This is a genomic window from Bradyrhizobium sediminis, assembly GCF_018736085.1.
Lineage (GTDB): Bacteria > Pseudomonadota > Alphaproteobacteria > Rhizobiales > Xanthobacteraceae > Bradyrhizobium > Bradyrhizobium sediminis.
In genome coordinates this window covers 4,222,513-4,238,110 of sequence record NZ_CP076134.1, presented here as the reverse complement: position 1 = coordinate 4,238,110, position 15,598 = coordinate 4,222,513, and the positions used below count along the sequence as shown (strand labels likewise).

19 protein-coding genes are annotated in these 15,598 nt (G+C 61.1%); 12 read left to right on the top strand and 7 right to left on the bottom strand.

Annotated features, from left to right (window positions below; translation table 11 throughout):
* Window positions 1-35 precede the first annotated feature (35 nt).
* Window positions 36-974 (top strand): hypothetical protein, encoded by a 939-nt coding sequence (locus tag KMZ29_RS20340; RefSeq protein ID WP_215620897.1) that lies wholly within the window; start codon window positions 36-38, stop codon window positions 972-974.
* A gap of 698 nt (window positions 975-1,672) precedes the next feature.
* Here the strand turns inward: KMZ29_RS20340 and KMZ29_RS20335 are convergent.
* Window positions 1,673-2,578, bottom strand: a complete 906-nt coding sequence (locus KMZ29_RS20335; RefSeq protein WP_215620896.1) for a LysR family transcriptional regulator — start codon at window positions 2,576-2,578, stop codon at window positions 1,673-1,675.
* 146 nt (window positions 2,579-2,724) lie between these two features.
* Here KMZ29_RS20335 and KMZ29_RS20330 point away from each other — a divergent pair, with 146 nt between their 5' ends.
* Together KMZ29_RS20330 and KMZ29_RS20325 are read left to right on the top strand one after the other, a co-directional pair.
* Window positions 2,725-3,714, top strand: coding sequence for a tripartite tricarboxylate transporter substrate-binding protein (locus KMZ29_RS20330; protein WP_215620895.1), 990 nt, complete (start codon window positions 2,725-2,727; stop codon window positions 3,712-3,714).
* Between the two features lie 67 nt (window positions 3,715-3,781).
* Window positions 3,782-4,858: a tartrate dehydrogenase gene (locus tag KMZ29_RS20325; RefSeq protein WP_215620894.1), complete on the top strand. Its 1,077-nt coding sequence runs from the start codon at window positions 3,782-3,784 to the stop codon at window positions 4,856-4,858.
* Window positions 4,859-4,969: 111 nt separating this feature from the next.
* Here KMZ29_RS20325 and KMZ29_RS20320 read toward each other — a convergent pair whose 3' ends face one another.
* Window positions 4,970-5,296: a DUF1330 domain-containing protein gene (locus tag KMZ29_RS20320; protein ID WP_215620893.1), complete on the bottom strand. Its 327-nt coding sequence runs from the start codon at window positions 5,294-5,296 to the stop codon at window positions 4,970-4,972.
* 319 nt (window positions 5,297-5,615) lie between these two features.
* Here KMZ29_RS20320 and KMZ29_RS20315 point away from each other — a divergent pair, with 319 nt between their 5' ends.
* Together KMZ29_RS20315 and KMZ29_RS20310 are read left to right on the top strand one after the other, a co-directional pair.
* Window positions 5,616-6,116: an SRPBCC family protein gene (locus tag KMZ29_RS20315; RefSeq protein ID WP_215620892.1), complete on the top strand. Its 501-nt coding sequence runs from the start codon at window positions 5,616-5,618 to the stop codon at window positions 6,114-6,116.
* Window positions 6,117-6,436: 320 nt separating this feature from the next.
* Window positions 6,437-7,546 (top strand): tetratricopeptide repeat protein, encoded by a 1,110-nt coding sequence (locus KMZ29_RS20310; protein WP_215620891.1) that lies wholly within the window; start codon window positions 6,437-6,439, stop codon window positions 7,544-7,546.
* 61 nt (window positions 7,547-7,607) lie between these two features.
* Here KMZ29_RS20310 and KMZ29_RS20305 read toward each other — a convergent pair whose 3' ends face one another.
* The 4 genes from KMZ29_RS20305 to badH all read right to left on the bottom strand — a co-directional run bounded on the left by KMZ29_RS20305 (window position 7,608) and on the right by badH (window position 10,828).
* Window positions 7,608-7,769, bottom strand: a complete 162-nt coding sequence (locus tag KMZ29_RS20305; RefSeq protein ID WP_369810037.1) for a hypothetical protein — start codon at window positions 7,767-7,769, stop codon at window positions 7,608-7,610.
* A 263-nt stretch (window positions 7,770-8,032) separates the two neighbouring features.
* On the bottom strand, window positions 8,033-9,184 hold the full coding sequence (gene aliB / locus KMZ29_RS20300; RefSeq protein WP_215620890.1) for a cyclohexanecarboxyl-CoA dehydrogenase: 1,152 nt from the start codon (window positions 9,182-9,184) through the stop codon (window positions 8,033-8,035).
* A 71-nt stretch (window positions 9,185-9,255) separates the two neighbouring features.
* A complete protein-coding gene (badI, locus tag KMZ29_RS20295) occupies window positions 9,256-10,038 on the bottom strand; it encodes a 2-ketocyclohexanecarboxyl-CoA hydrolase (RefSeq protein WP_215620889.1) in 783 nt (260 codons plus the stop codon).
* Between the two features lie 22 nt (window positions 10,039-10,060).
* A complete protein-coding gene (badH, locus tag KMZ29_RS20290) occupies window positions 10,061-10,828 on the bottom strand; it encodes a 2-hydroxycyclohexanecarboxyl-CoA dehydrogenase (protein ID WP_215624343.1) in 768 nt (255 codons plus the stop codon).
* A 128-nt stretch (window positions 10,829-10,956) separates the two neighbouring features.
* Between badH and KMZ29_RS20285 the strand changes: the two genes are divergently transcribed.
* Together KMZ29_RS20285 and KMZ29_RS20280 are read left to right on the top strand one after the other, a co-directional pair.
* The gene (locus tag KMZ29_RS20285) at window positions 10,957-11,475 is read left to right on the top strand and encodes a MarR family winged helix-turn-helix transcriptional regulator (protein ID WP_215620888.1); all 519 of its coding nucleotides are present in this window, start codon (window positions 10,957-10,959) and stop codon (window positions 11,473-11,475) included.
* Between the two features lie 110 nt (window positions 11,476-11,585).
* Entirely contained in the window at window positions 11,586-11,819 is a 234-nt protein-coding gene (locus KMZ29_RS20280) for a hypothetical protein (protein WP_249779968.1), read from the top strand.
* Between the two features lie 50 nt (window positions 11,820-11,869).
* Here the strand turns inward: KMZ29_RS20280 and KMZ29_RS20275 are convergent, their stop codons facing one another.
* Window positions 11,870-12,301, bottom strand: coding sequence for a hypothetical protein (locus tag KMZ29_RS20275; protein WP_215620887.1), 432 nt, complete (start codon window positions 12,299-12,301; stop codon window positions 11,870-11,872).
* Between the two features lie 160 nt (window positions 12,302-12,461).
* On the opposite strand from KMZ29_RS20275, the gene KMZ29_RS20270 reads away from it, so the two are divergent.
* The 5 genes from KMZ29_RS20270 (at window position 12,462) to KMZ29_RS20250 (ending at window position 15,535) form a co-directional block, all read left to right on the top strand.
* A complete protein-coding gene (locus tag KMZ29_RS20270; protein WP_215620886.1) occupies window positions 12,462-12,821 on the top strand; it encodes a hypothetical protein in 360 nt (119 codons plus the stop codon).
* 123 nt (window positions 12,822-12,944) lie between these two features.
* The gene (locus KMZ29_RS20265) at window positions 12,945-13,355 is read left to right on the top strand and encodes a F0F1 ATP synthase subunit epsilon (RefSeq protein ID WP_215620885.1); all 411 of its coding nucleotides are present in this window, start codon (window positions 12,945-12,947) and stop codon (window positions 13,353-13,355) included.
* A 67-nt stretch (window positions 13,356-13,422) separates the two neighbouring features.
* A complete protein-coding gene (locus KMZ29_RS20260; protein WP_215620884.1) occupies window positions 13,423-13,740 on the top strand; it encodes a DUF1476 domain-containing protein in 318 nt (105 codons plus the stop codon).
* A gap of 111 nt (window positions 13,741-13,851) precedes the next feature.
* Window positions 13,852-14,310, top strand: coding sequence for a hypothetical protein (locus KMZ29_RS20255; RefSeq protein WP_215620883.1), 459 nt, complete (start codon window positions 13,852-13,854; stop codon window positions 14,308-14,310).
* Window positions 14,303-15,535, top strand: a complete 1,233-nt coding sequence (locus KMZ29_RS20250) for an HlyD family secretion protein (RefSeq protein WP_215620882.1) — start codon at window positions 14,303-14,305, stop codon at window positions 15,533-15,535. Before KMZ29_RS20255 ends, KMZ29_RS20250 begins: the two co-directional genes overlap by 8 nt.
* Window positions 15,536-15,598: the final 63 nt, after the last annotated feature.

Here is a 15,598-nt window from a genome sequence, read left to right as displayed (position 1 = left end):
CAACGATAGGCCAGGCAGCACATGAGCAGGTAACCATGACGCGACCGGGCAGATCAGCGATTGCTTTCATCGGAATAGGTCTGCTGATCTATGCCGCTGTCTATTTTGCTGCCGAGCGGCTGATGTATCGCAATGGTCACAGCAATCCGTTCTTCAAGATCGCAACCGCCAAGGAGGAGGCATTCGATTGGGTGATCCTCGGCGCGTCCCACGCGATGCCGCTCGATTTTGCGGATTTCAACGGCCAGATGCAGAGCGAGACCGGTCTAAAAATCATCAACCTCGCATCGCCTGGGACCGGTCCGCTCTACCATCGCTTTGTGCTGGAGGCGTTTCTGCGCGAGCACACTGCAAGGAATGTACTCTATGTCGTCGATTCCTTCGCTTTCTACTCGCGCACATGGAACGAGGATCGCTTTGGCGATGCCAAATTGCTCAGAGCCACACCGTTCGATCCGGGTACCGCGTGGCTGCTGTGGCAATACAGCCGCCGCGAAGGAGTCGATCCGCGCGCTGCTGCGGATTACCTCGCTGGATTCTCGAAAATCAACAACCGAGATCGTTTCAAGAGAGATGCCTGGGAGGGGGAGTTGCAGTTTGATCGCGTCTATCGTCCATCGGCAGTCGCGACCATGAGCCGGATCGCCTATCTATTTCCGAATGTTGGGCGGGAAGCAGCGCTTGCGCGCTATTTGACGGAATTCACGAGGATGCTTGAGCTCGCGAAGCAACGAAATGTCCGTGTCGTCGTGATCAAAATGCCAACGCCCGGTCAATTCCGGGCCCTCCTGCCGAACGAGGCGGCGTTTGACGAAGCGATGACGGCGGCGAGCCACGGGATCGGCTTCAAGGACCTCTCGCTTGAGCTGGACGAGCCGCGCTTCTATTTCGATACCGACCACCTCAACAGGTTAGGGGTCACGGAATTGTTCGCTCGTCATCTGAAGGCGATTCTGACGGCGCCGACGAACTAGGCGGACCTCGCGGCGCTACCTTTGCGCTACTCCACGGTCTGGATCGTCGTATTCTGCAGTCCGTGCCTCTGCATCTGCACCATCGACACTCGGCACGCGACGAGCCCTTTGCTGACGTTTGTTTCCATTCGGTCGGGGCGCGTCGATTTCGTACTGGGAAATCTTTGCGATCTCTCGTTCTACCGTGGTGACTCAAGGGTCATTTCGCAAGCCTCTCTCTGACAATCTCCCCCGGTGCTCGAGTCAGTGCAGGAATGCCTTTGATGCTCGCCCTGTAAGCTGCTCGAGATGATTGCGAGAATCCACCGCCACGTTTGCGTTATTGGTGGAGGCTTTACGGCATCCCCGTGAACAAACGGCGATAATGGTGGTCAAAGCTGTTCAAATATCGTTGATATTTTTTTTATTGGTATTTCCCAACAGATAGCAACGTTCGGGACGCAGGGGTCGCAGGTTCAAATCCTGCCACTCCGACAGTCATTTTCGGGCGTTTTGCCTTCTTTCCCGAGCGCTTTCAAGGCTAGCCACGGGTCAACACCCAAAGCCCACCCCAAGGCCGTCTCCCCGCCACCAGGTTTCGCCTTCGGCGTGCCCGATGACAGGCTCCTGCGGGGAATCCAGGATGTGAATGTGTGGCGCGTTCGCATTCGGGAATTGCACGGACGTTCTTCGCAATCAGGCCCGTAACGTCCTGTGCCTCAGGCCTCCTGCGCATAGCGCGAAAGCGAAGCCTTGAGCATCTCCAGCATTTCGTCCCTGATGAGATCGCGTGTACCGCGAGTCCAAGCCGCGGCAAGCGGCAGCCTGTTCATATCGGACGCCTCAAGCGGGATATATCTAACACCGCGCGCCGCCATTCGGGATGTCCATCTCGGAACGATGGCGACGCCCAGTTCGGCGGCGACAAGATTGACGATGGTCTGCTTTTCATCGGCAAGCTGGGCGATGCGTGCATGCAGTCCGGCTTGAGCAAATAGCTTCATGGTGAGATCGTGACTGTGCGGACGCGAACGGCGCTCGGGTACGATCAACGGCTGCTCTGCGAGATCGGTGATGGTCACCCGCTTTCTCGATGCGAGCGGGTGACGACTGGAGACAGCGACTACAGCCGTCTCGTGAAAGAGAAGCAGAAATTCAAGCCGGCCGTCTGGTTTGTCCGGAGGGCGCACCAAAGCGAGGTCCAGCCGCCCGGAGATCAGCCGGGGCAGCAGGCGGATCGTCTTGTCCTCTGTCAATTTCACCGTGACATCCGGCCTCCGCTCGCGAAAATCGTGAAGCAGCATCGGAAAAAGTCCTGCAGCAGCGCTATCGATCGCGCCGACGCGGATGGTCGAGGCCTGCCTCCGGCCGCGCGCGCGGAATTTGACCGCAAGGCTGTCCGCCTGCGCCAGCAAGGTGCGGGCTTCCCTGAGAAGGACGGCGCCGTCATCGGTCAGCGTTACGCTGCGGGTGGTGCGCGTCATGAGCCTCGTGCCGAGATCGTCTTCGAGCAGCCGGATGTGCCGCCCAAGCGCGGAGGGCAGCATTTCGAGCCGTTGGGCTGCGCGTCCAAAATGAAGGTCCTCGGCCGCGGCAACGAAACAGCGAAGCTGGTGCAATTCCATCTCCGATCCTCCTCAAACCAGATTATATCAAATATTTGTATAATCGCACGCCAATTGCAGGGGCGCGACATCAGGACGTAGTTTGCCCGGAAACGCTGAACGCACAGCGGAATCAGCCAACCAACAAATTTTGATGGGAGTGACCAATGCGGTTCAGTCGTCGCGCGATCCTTTCCGGCGCCATCACTGTCATGTCGACTTTCCTGTCGCAGGCCGTCACGGCGCAGACCGCCTTTCCGACCAAGCCGATCACGCTCATTGTTCCGGCCGCGTCTGGAGGGCCGACCGACACCGTGGCCCGCCTCATTGGGGAATCGATGGGCAGGACCCTCGGTCAGACGGTCCTGGTCGAAAATCTCGGCGGAGCAGGCGGGACACTCGGCATGGCTCGTGTGTCAAAGTCGGCCGCTGACGGATACACGATCGCGGTTTGGCACATCGCGCACGCAACCGCTCCGGCGCTCTACGAATCTCTCAAATACGACGTCGTCAACGACTTCGATCACCTCGGTCGCATTACCGACGTGCCCATGACCCTCGTGTCAAAACCGACACTGCCGGCCAACAACGTGACCGAGCTTCTGGAGTGGATTCGCGCTAACAAGGACAAAGCCACCTATGGGCATGCTGGTGTCGGCTCCGCCTCGCATCTTTGCATGCTGATGCTGATGAAAGAGCTTGGTGTGCAAATGAACGGGATTCCCTATCGCGGCACCGGGCCGGCTATGAACGACCTGCTGGGTAACCAGTTCGATTTGATGTGTGACCAGACGACCAATACCACCAATCAGATCAAGGACGGCAAGATCAAGGGCTTCGCCGTCACGACCAAATCCAGGGTCTCATCAGTGCCCGACCTGCCGCCGCTCGACGCGGGAGCCATCAAAGGCTTCGAGGTGTCGGCTTGGCACGCAATGTGGGCCCCGAAGGGATTGCCGAAAGATATTTCCGACAAGCTTGTCGCAGCTCTCCAAGCGGCGCTAAGGGATGCCAAGGTCATCGAGCGGTTTGCGAACCTCGGCACCGAGCCGGTCCAGGCGAATTTGGCGACGCCGGCGGCACTCAAGGCCCATCTCGCAGCCGAAGTGCCGCGGTGGGGAGCAGTCATCAAGGCTTCAGGCGCGAAAGGGAATTGAACTCTCCGCCACAGGCGGCTGATCACCAATAACTGACAAGCGACCATTCGCGATCCGGAGACTTTCCATGAAGACGTATGCCATAGCAGCCATCCCGGGCGACGGGATCGGCACCGAAGTCGTTGCCGCAGGTGTGGAGGTCTTGCACGCCTTGGCCGGCCGCGACGGCAATTTCCAGTTTCGGGTAGACCATTTCGACTGGGGGTCCGCGTACTACAAGAAACACGGCGTCATGATGCCGGAGAACGGCCGCGACCAGATCAGGAAGCACGACGCCATCTTGTTCGGCTCGGCCGGCGCGCCTGATGTGCCGGATCACATCACGCTATGGGGCTTGCGGCTGGCGATCTGCCAGCCGTTCGATCAATATGCCAATGTCCGGCCGACCCGAATCCTGCCCGGCATCACCAGCCCGCTGCGCAATGTCCACGGCAAAGAGCTCGACTGGGTGATCGTTCGCGAAAATTCCGAGGGCGAATATGCCGGCGTGGGTGGCCGCGTACACAAGGGCCTGCCGCTCGAAGTCGCGACGGACGTGTCGATCCTGACGCGCGCCGGCGTCGAGCGCATCATGCGCTTCGCTTTCAAGCTGGCTCAGTCTCGGCCGCGCAAGCTGCTGACTGTCGTTACCAAATCCAACGCCCAGCGCCACGCGATGGTGATGTGGGATGAGATCGCCGCCGAGATCGCGGCAGAGTTCAGTGACGTCGCCTGGGACAAGATGCTGGTCGACGCCATGACCATGCGCATGGTCATGAAGCCGGAAACCCTTGATACGGTCGTGGCGACCAACCTGCATGCCGATGTCCTGTCGGATCTCGCTGCTGCGCTCGCGGGATCACTCGGGATCGCGCCGACGGCGAACCTCAATCCGGAACGAACTTACCCGTCGATGTTCGAGCCGATTCATGGCTCGGCCTTCGACATCATCGGCAAAGGCATCGCCAATCCGATCGGCACGTTCTGGTCTGCGGTGATGATGCTGGAACATCTCGGCGAGCCAGCTGCCGCAACGCGATTGATGCAGGCGATCGAGCGTGTCACTGCAGACAAGCGCTTTCACACGCCGGACCTCGGCGGCAAGGCCCGGACGGCGGAAGTCACGGCTGCCGTCATCGACTCCATCCACGGCGCCAACGACTGAAGATAGTCCTGCTTTCCAGGCGCCTGTAGCGCGCAATCGCAGCGCCGGTGTCCGGCGCTGCGATGTGCTTGGTGTCTCGACTTCAGCTCTGCCGCAAGCGCGACCTGTCGTTCATCCCTTGACGAGATACGGAATCGTTCCGGCCAGATCGGTATCGTCGATCAGCTGGAAGCGGCTTTCGCTGCCGTCCCGGCGCGCCGCGGCGTAACTGACGTAGGCGGGATCGGTGACGAAGGATTCCGCTGCTTTCGCCGTTGGGAACGCCATGATCGCGATCAGCGACGTATCGAGTGGCGTGCCTTCCAATGTCTTCACATTGCCGCTGCGCGACAGATACTTGCCGCCGTGCTTGTGCACGAGGTCGTGCACCGAGGCCGCGTAGTCCGGCACCCATTTGTCGTCGGTCACCTTGATGTCTGTGATCAAAAACGCCGTCATGCCATGTCTCTCCTGGTTCGATGTCAGCCCCCGCGGGAATGGGAGGTCTGACCTCGGCTTGCCAGATGAGCGACGCTGCGTGCCAGTTCAGGAAGTGGATCAGGCCAATACAGAGACTGTACTGGCCGTATCGCCAGTACAGTTTCTGTATCTGCCTCGATTCACTTCCTGAACTGGCTGGCCGCAGTGAGGATCGATAATCGACCGGGATTGCGAGCAGGAGCTCGCCTGCGGGAGGTGTGTTTTGCCTTGCACCGGCGTTCCGCCGGCAATCGCCGAACCGCATGCCTGCAGTCCTCAAAATGCAAAAGGATCCTCCATGAAGAACAACATCACCGCATTGGTCCGTTCCGCGGCGCTTTGCGCCGTCACGCTTGGCTTTGGCGCGATGCCGGCGTCCGCGGCCACCTTGACCCGCAGCGTCGAGGTCAACGGCGCGCCCTCGGCGGTGTGGTCCGTGATCGGTGCATTCTGCGCCATCAAGGATTGGTTGCCGCCGGTCGGCATGTGCATCGAAGACGGCAAATCTCCGCCAACCCGGACGCTCGTCACCAGGGATGGCAAGGCTTCGTTCGTCGAGACGCAGATCTCGCGCAACGACAGGGAGTGCAGCTACTCCTACGCTTTCATATCGAGCCCGTTGCCGGTCACCAATTATAGGTCGACCATCAAGGTCACCGCCAAGGGTGGCGGCGTTTCCGTCATGACCTGGACCGGCGCCTACACGCCCGATTCAGGCAAGGAGAAGGATGCGATGGACACCCTGAACGGCGTCTACGAATCCGGCCTGGCCGCGATCCAGGCCAAGTTCAAGAAGTAGGCGGCTCGCGGAGAGCGGCTACACAGCAGTAGCCCGGATGTGCGCAGCGATATCGTCGCTCATCCGGGCTGCGCTTTCCGTCCTCGGGAGTGTGGCAACATGGGATGGATCCTCCACGACGCGCGACACAACGCATAAAAACAGCATTTGGTCCCTGATCCCTCGCTCGCGCCTTGATCTAGCGCACCTTCCCGCTGTTTCGGGACGACGGCGGATCAATCCGCCAATGCGCATCGCGCACGGTGTCGAATTGACCTGGATCAGTGCAATTCAGCCCAGCCTGGGAGTTAAATGCCCGTGCATAAATGGGGAGCCAGTCGATGCGGTCACTGATTGCAGCTTTCATCGCGACGGCGCTATCTACTCTTGCAAGTCCTGGCTGGGCGGCCAGCCAGAGCGACTATGATGACTGCAATCAGACAAAGGACCAGGATCGGCGTATCGCCGGCTGCACGCGTGTCATCGACGATCGCAAGGAGCCGGCTGGCAATCGTGCTAAGGCCCACTACGGGCGAGGAATCGGCTGGTACGTCAAGGGTGATTTCGACCGCGCGCTGGCAGACCTCAGCGAAGCGATCCGGCTCGATCCCAAGTTTACGGCGGCTTACAATGACCGCGGTATCGTGTTTCAGGAAAAACGCGATTATGCCCGAGCCATCAGCGATACGACGCGCGCCATGGAGCTGCGCGGCAAGGCGAGTTACGAGGACTACCTGACGCGCGCCAATTCCTTTCGGCTGTCGGGTAACCCTTCGGCGGCGCTCGATGACATCAAGGCTGCCGGTTCGGCCTATCCCGACCAGCAGGGGCCGTCATATTACTATTTTCTGGGATGGAACCTGTATCTGCTTGGCCGGTACGACGAAGCCATCGACGCCATGACGTCAGCTATCGCGCAACGGGCGGACTATTACTGGGCGTATTTCCGGCGTGGCGCGAGTTACGACAAGAAAGGCGATCGCGCGAAAGCGCGGGAAGATCTGCAAAAGGCCGCCGCCCATATCGAGGCGGAATACTGGGATGACGAGGCCAAGGCCGTTTTCGCGCAGTTCGGATTGCAGTCGCCTACCGGGTTGCCGGTCAACGCGCAAAGTCTGGTGGGTATGTACGATCTCTACAATCTGAAGCGATTCCGCACGGCGGGAGAGCTGCCGGCGCCGGCCAGCCGCATGGTCATCGCCGCGGGTGACGGCGGCACCATCCAGGCGGGCAGCCCGAGCGACGTCGTCAAACCCGAATCCGTCTGGAAGAGTGTCGGCAAGCTCCAGGGCAGGCACGGCTATTACGACTGGAAATTCGAAGACGGCAAGACCGGACGCACGGATTTCGTCGTCACCGCCGATAATGACCTGATCGGTCACGTGCAGATTTCGGACCCGGCGCGGCAAGCCCAATTCAACTGGTGGTACCTCGCGAAGCGGCGGCCATAGCCGAGCCGATAGATGGCGGCCAGATCCGTCTCGCTGAGCTGCGCCTGCTTCGCTTTGCGTTTCAGCTCTCGTGCTCGGTGAATTTCTTGTAGATCCAGCGCCGGCCGTCATGGCGCCGCCAGACCCGGCCGGTCAGCAGGCGTCCGGTGATCGATCGCCGGGGCATGACGACGTTCCAGAGATGCCAGACCTCGGCCCAGGCGGGCTTTGGGCTCAGGCCCAATATTCGAAATCGCTCCCGGCGTTCAGCGAGCATCATGCCTTCCGCTAACCAAGCCGTCATGCGGATCTGGATCGCTCGACGGCCGTGCGCCGGGAGAATTCCCGGTCAGTGCACGATAGCGCGCACCGGTAGCGCCGCAATTGAAGTCGCCGGTTAAGCTAACCTGTCAACCTTACCGGCGGCCATCGCGCGCTCGGCGGGCGCGCGGCCCTTTGCGGTCAGGCGAACGGGGTTCCCGCTTCGCTTCGCGCGACGTGCTTCTTCTAGGCGGGGACCGCCGCCCGGCCGGCCCGCGTACGGGCGATGATGGTCTTCATGATCTGGGCCGTGCCGTCGCCGATCTGGAAGCCGAGGACGTCGCGCAGTCGCTGCTCCATCGGGCCACGGTCGTAGCCGCCGTGGCCGAACATCAGCAGGCATTGATGAACGACATCATAGGCAAGCTTTGGTGCCCACCATTTGCACATGGCTGCCTCCGCGCTATGCCGGGCTCCCTTGTCTTTCAGCCACAGTGTCTGCAGGCAAAGCAGGCGGGCCGCCTCGAGCTGCGTGTCGAGTTCGGCGAGCGGATGCGACACGCCCTGAAAGGCAGCCAATGGTTGGCCGAACGCCTGCCGCTCCACGACATAGGCCCAGGCCTCCTCCAGTGCGACGCGCGCGACGGCGAGAACCTGCAGTCCGATCAGGGCACGCGAGAAATCGAAGCCCTGCATCACCTGCACGAAGCCTTTGTTCTCCTCGCCGAGGCGATGCGAAACGGGCACGCGAACGTTTTCGAAAAACAGGGAGCCGCGTCCGATGGCGCGCTGGCCGTGACAATCGAAGCGGCTCCGCGTGATGCCCGGCAGATCCATCGGGATGAGCAGTGCCGTAACGCCATGGGCGCCGGATTCCGGCGGTCCGGTACGACCGAACACCACGGCCGCATCCGCCTGATCGGCAGCCGAAATCGATGTCTTTTCGCCATTGACGACGTATTCGTCGCCGATCCGTTCGACCTGCAGGCGCAGATTGGCTGCGTCGGAACCGCCACGCGGTTCGGTCAGTGCGAGGGCCAGAAGCGCCTCGCCGCTGATCAGACGCGCGAGCCAGGGTTTGGCGACATCCGGCCGGCCGTGATGCGACAGGATCTGACCATTCAGCCAGGCCAGCAGATTGACGTAGGAAATGCTGAGATCGGCGCGTGCGACCTCTTCGTGGATCACTCCGGCCGCAAGGCAGCCCGTTCCCAGGCCACCGAATCGCTCCGGCAGTTCCGGGGCGATGAATCCCATTTCGCCCATCGCCTTCATCAGCCCGCGATCGAGGAGGCGCGTCCTGTCACGCTCCTGGAAGCCTGGAGCGATGCGGTCGGCCGCGAACCGCCTGACCTGATCGCCGAGCGCGACCAGATCTTCGTCGAGATACGGGTTCACCTACTCGCCTCCTTGACATATGAGACATATCCCCACCGGGCCGCCTGAACGGCGGTTTTGCATGCGGTTCGTTACTTGGAGAACTTGCGGAAGTCGGGCTTGCGCTTCTCCTGCAGCGCCTTGACGCCTTCGCGGGATTCCTCGGTGTCGTAATAGAGCTTGAGCGCATACAGGCCCATGCCGGCGATGCCGGCCTGGTGGGCGGTATCCATGTTGAAGCTGCGCTTGGCGATCGCGATCGCTGTCGGGCTGCGCTCGCACAATTCCTCGCCCCACTTCTGCACTTCCGCGTCGAGTTGGTCGTGCGGAACGCAGGTGTTGGCCAGCCCCATGGCGACTGCCTCCTGCCCGGAGTAGCGGCGGCACATATACCACATCTCGCGAGCCTTCTTTTCGCCGACGACCCGGGCCAGAAACGCCGTGCCGTAGCCGGGATCCACCGAGCCCATCTTGGGGCCGACCTGGCCAAAGGTGGCCTTCTCCGAACAGATTGTCAGGTCGCATATCGTGCACAGCACGTTGCCGCCGCCGATCGCATAACCCTGCACGCGTGCAATCACCACCTTTGGCACGTCGCGTATCGCCGTATGCAGCTCTTCCATCGGCAGGCCGATCGTGCCTCGGCCGTCATAGTTGCCGTCATGGGCCGACTGGTCGCCGCCCGTGCAAAAGGCCCGATCGCCTGCGCCGGCGAGAACGATCGCGCCGACGTTCTTGTCATAGCCTGCCTTGTACAGCGCCTTGATCAGCTCGTCGCAGGTCTTGCCGCGAAAGGCGTTCATCTTGTCCGGCCGGTTGATGATGATCCAGGCCACGCCGTTGCGGATTTCGTAAATCAGATCCTCGAATTCCATCTTTTCCTCCCCAAAATCTCGATCAGCCGTTCATCGTCAGGCCGCCGGATACGCTCAGCACCTGGCCCGTCACATAGGCGGCATCGTCGCTCGCGAAGAACAGGATGGCGCCAGGCAGGTCCTCGGGCTGGCCGATGCGTCCGAGGGGGATCGACCGCTTGAACGCTTCCACCAGTTTTTCCGGATTGCCGGCACCCTCCTTGTAATCGGCAAACAGCGCAGTGTCGGTTGGTCCCGGACAGACGACGTTCACGGTGATGCCATGACGGGCGTGCTCGCGAGCGATCGTCTTCGAGAACGCCACGAGGCCGCCCTTGCAGGCGGCATAAACGGCCTCGCCGGACGAGCCGACGCGCGCAGCGTCCGACGAGATGTTGACGATGCGGCCAGACTTGCGCGCGGTCATGCCGGGCAGCACCGCGTGGTGCATATGCAACGCGCCGGTCAGGTTAACCGCGATGAGCTTGTCCCATTGCGCCGGTTCAGTTTTGGCGAAAGGACAAAAGATGTCCCAGCCGGCGTTGTTGACCAATATGTCGATTGGCGCAAACCTGGATTCCGCGGCGGCGACCGCAGCATCGACGCTCTTTCTTTCCGTGATGTCGCAACGGAACGCTTCCGCGGCACCGCCATCCTTCCGGATAGCCGAAGCCACTTTTTCTGCCGCTTCAGGATTGAGATCGAACACGGCGACCTGCGCGCCTTCACGGGCGAACCTGCGGCAAGTCGCACCGCCGATGCCGCCGCCCCCGCCTGTGACGATGACCGTCTTGCCAGCGAAACGCTTCATGACACCTCCCGTTTTTGTGCCGGGCTCTCGGTCTGAGCCGTAGTCTAGGCCGAATGCCTTGCATCCCGGCATATTATATGACAATATATTGTCATAGTATGCATCCAGGCACAAGAGCGAAAATCGCGATGGCAAAGAGCCGGCAGCTAACGTTAGCAGCATCAGGAGAGCTTGCGACCAGGCTGGAATTGGCCAACAGGCTGTTCTTTCGCCTCTATCAATGTGCTAATATGTTGCATAAAACGGGGAGCCGGGCGGTCGAGGCGGAAGGTCTCACCACGCAGCAATGGGCGGTACTGGGGGCGCTGTCGCGGGAAGGCGCGCAAAGCGGCATAAGCATCGGTGATCTCGCGAAGTACCTCATGGTGACCCGGCAGAGCCTGGCCGGGCTGATCAGCCGCATGGAGCGGGACGGTCATATCTCAGTCGCTACCGCTTCGCGGGATCGGCGCTCCAGAATGGTGACGATGACCGCATCGGGGCGTCGCGTGTGGCAAATTCAGGCTCAGCCGAAAATCCGCGCATACTACGAACAGGTACTCACGGATTTTTCCATCAACGACATTGCGCATGCGCTCCACTACCTGCTCAAGATACTGGAAAACATGCAGAGATTGGATGACAGTGAGCCCTCCGCCGAGGATTGAAGTCGCGGTCAGGCTGACCCCTCAACCTCACCGGCGGTTCACGATGGGTTTAGGCGGTGTTCTCGATGTGGAATTCTCTCAAGCACACGGCCGGGCTGCTGACGGTGCTGATGGTTGCATGCGGCGCGAATAGTGCTGCCGCGACGCCGCTGACGCCGTTTCGTTACGAGGCGCAGGCGCAACGGCATTGTCCCGCCGACACCGTGGTGTGGCTCGATTTCCGAAAAGGTATCTATTACGCCAAGCGTCAGAAGCGCTACGGGCAGGGCAGCAACGGCAGCTTCGCGTGCCTGGAGGAAGTGCGCAGCAACGGCTATCGCCGCTCGCTGCTCGGGGTTCGCTAGGCAGGATTGCTTGAGGGGCATCAACCGTTCTCGCCATGCACATGCCGCGCTCATCGTGGCCGGGGGCGGCAACTGCGGAACGGCTGGTAACGCAGCACGCCCGTGCACCAGGGGCTCTTGAGACGAACTGCGATCCGCCGCCGTTTGGGCGCGTCAGCCGCCTTGCGGTTGCCGGCGGCTGCGGGACCAGACTTCGCGTTTGTTTCGGGAACAGCGGCGCCGGAGGTTTGAGGGCTTTCCGTGCTGCGCGGCGAAAGATTTCTCGCGGCCTCAGTGGCCTGCAGCGCTTCGAAGGACCGAACGAGTTCATCGTCATAGCGTGAAAGTTCCGACGCCGCCGGTCTGTACTCGAAGCGATCGCCGGTGGCGGTCACCACGATGGCCGCAGCGAGCAGAACGGCGCAGCAGGTCAGCGCCGCCACGGTCGCGATGGTCCAGCGGAATTCGTCGTAGCCTTCCTGCTGAAAGGACGATGCGCTCATGACATTTTTGTATCGGGGTGCGGCTGCGCCGGCCTGACCCAGATCAAGTATCGCGTCGCCCGCCCGGTCCGTGCCGAGGCGGGTTCGCTTGACACAGATCAACAGGGGGCGGCGGAGGGGCGGCTACCAAGAAATCGAGACCAACAGTGGAGTGATGTTCATGAGAACGGTTTCATTGGCATTTGGTTTGCTGGCCGCTGTCGCCGCAACCGGAGCGTCGGCGCAATCGATCAACCTGACCGGCACCTACAAATGCGTCCAGATGTGCCGGCAAGGCCTCGTCGGCTATCAGGCCTTCATCACCCAAAACGGCCCCCAACTGAATCTGTTGAATGAGGCGGGCGAGCCTTCCCGTGCTTGGCCCGACTGGTTTGCGCCGGCGACCCGGATCTGGGTCGAGAACCAGAACCAGGGCGCGGTCTATTCGCCGGACGGCATGCTGATCCAGTTCGATAACGGGACGATCTGGCAGCGCGACCTCGGACTGCCGCTGCCGCCACCGGCCCGGCGCCGCAGATAGTCCATCTCGCAAGCGCGGCCGCCGCCGATTCGGCGCAACAGCGTATTTTGGCCCTTGACGGGTGCCCCGACGCTGAACACTTGCTAGCAATATGATTTTTCCTGGAGTTGTGCGGAGCGCGCAGTGGCAACCTTCCAGCTGAGCCTTGTATCGCCGGAAAGGCTGTTGTTCGCAGGCCAGGCCGATCAGGTCGACCTGCCCGGGGTGGAGGGCGATTTCGGTGTCCTTGCCGGCCACGCACCTGTTGTCGCCACGCTCCGTCCGGGGATCGTGACGGCGATCGCCGGAAGCGTCCGCGACAGCTTCGTCGTGCTGGGAGGCCTCGCCGAATTTTCGCGAGGCGAACTCACCATCCTTGCGGAAAGCGCTGTAACAGTCGACGACTTCGATCTGGCCGGATTCAAGGCGACGATCGAGGAGATGCAGGAGGGGCTCGCGAGCAAGTCGGCCGGCGATGAACTCGATCGCGCGGTCGCGCTGCTAGACCATTACAAGTCTATCCACACGAGTCTGGCTACGACGGCGGCGTTCTGAACAGACCGCGGGGGCAGGGAGCCGCGAGAAGGCATGATGGATCTGGAGACAATCGAGGACCACGATCATGACCACCTTCGACAAACGTGAGCAGGGCTTTGAGAACAAGTTCGTCCACGACGAGGAAATCAGGTTCAAGGCGACGGCAAGGCGCAACAAGCTGCTCGGCGATTGGGCTGCCGGACAACTCGGCCTCGCCGGCGATGCGGCCAGGGCCTACGCCAGTGAGCTGGTCACCGCGGATCTGGCAAACCAGCGCGACGAGGACACTTTGCTCAAGGTGTCGAAAGATCTCGCGCCAAAGGGGATTTCGCAACAGCTGATCGCCGCCAGGATGGACGAATTCTATCGCTTCGCCCTGGAGCAAGTTCAGGCCGGAAACTGATTACCCGACTGGTATCGGAAAATCTGGATCGACGGCCCTGATGCGTTGTACGGATTTCTGGTAGAAGTACGGTCTCCTGTTCTGCGACGGCATCCCGCAATGGAGAACTGAGTGAGCGAGCCGCTTCATCCAACCGCTACCCATCATCTCCCGAGCTTCATAACGGCTCCGGGCGATACCGATGTCCTGATGGTAGTGGTCGGTATCGTTCTGATCGGTGCCGTTCTGGCGGTCGGCAATTTCTATCTGCATTTGCACACTTTGCCGGAGCGGATGGCGCACAGGTCACAGAAGCTGCAATTCGAAATCGTGGCTGTACTGGGCTTGCTCGCGCTCTTCACGCATATGCACATTTTTTGGGTAATCGGGCTGTTTCTTGCCATGATCGATTTGCCCGATTTCGGCACGCCGCTGCGCAGAATCGCGGGGTCGGTCGAGAAAATGGCGGGCGTACCGCCCGGTGACGGAGCGGCGGAGAAGGTCGGCGAAAGCGCCATTCACGTGGTTGCCGCGGAAGGGCCGGAGACGAAAGTCGGCGCCGGCAATAGCGAGGTGCAGGGCCATGCTTGAGCTGCTTCTCTGCTCCCTGCTGACCATCTTTCCGGACTATCTCTATCGCCGTTATCGGCAGGGAAAGCGTCTCGGCCACGAGATCACGCTCTATTCGGTGTGGTTTGAACTGAGGTTTGGCATCATCGCCTGCTTGATGCTGACTGTCGCCCTGATCACGGTCATCTTCTATTTTCACCCGTCAACCACGACCGCTACCTTGTTCTTCAGGACCGTTCCCATCGTTCCCGAGATCAACGGCCGGGTGTCGGAGGTTCACGTTGACTTCAGCGCTCCCGTCAAGAAGGGTGACGTGATCTTCAAGCTGGACAGTACAAAGCAGGAGGCCGCGCTGGAAACGGCCCGGCGCAAGATTGCCGAAGTGGATGCCGCTCTGCTGGCCGCGCAGGCGGATGTTCTCAAGGCGGACGGACAGATCCAGCAAGCGAAGGGCGACTATCAGCAGGCTTCGGATGAGCTCGACGTCAAGCGGGAACTGCAAAAACGTAGTCCCGGCATCGTCCCGCAGCGTGACATCGAGAAGCTCGAGGTGCTGCTCGCGGGCCGCCAGGGCGCCCTCGATTCCGCAACGGCTTCGAAGCAATCGGCGTCGATCCGCCTGACCGCACTTCTGCCCGCTGAGAAAGCAAGCGCGCAGGCGGCGCTCGCCGAAGCCCAGGTGGATCTGGACAAGACCTATATTCGCGCGGGAGTCGCAGGCCGCGTCGAGCAGTTCACCTTGCGCGCGGGAGATGTCGTCAATCCGGTGATGCGGTCTGCCGGCATTCTCATTCCCGACGGTGCGGGAGAGCGAACCCTTTCGGCAGGGTTTGGACAAATCGAGGCGCAGGTCATGAAGGTTGGAATGGTCGCCGAGGCGGTATGCATTTCAAAGCCGTGGACCGTCATTCCGATGGTGGTGACGGGCGTACAGAATTACATCGCCGCGGGCCAGTTCAGGGGTGGCGAGCAACTGCTCGACGCGCGGCAAGTGTTGGCTCCGGGCACCATTCTCGCGTTCATGGAGCCGATCTATAAAGGCGGTCTCGAGGACGTTACGCCGGGGAGCAGTTGCATCGTCAATGCCTATACCAGCAACCACGAGCTGATTGCCGCAAAGGAAACCGGCGCGTTCAAGCGTTTTGTGTTGCATGCCGTGGACGCCGTCGGCATCGTGCATGCGATGTTGTTACGCATCCAGGCTCTGCTGCTTCCGGTCAAGACCCTGGTTCTGAGCGGACACTAAGTCCCGTTTGACCGGAAGGCCGGCGTTTCCGATCTCCATGCTCAGGGACGTTGTCCCGCATGG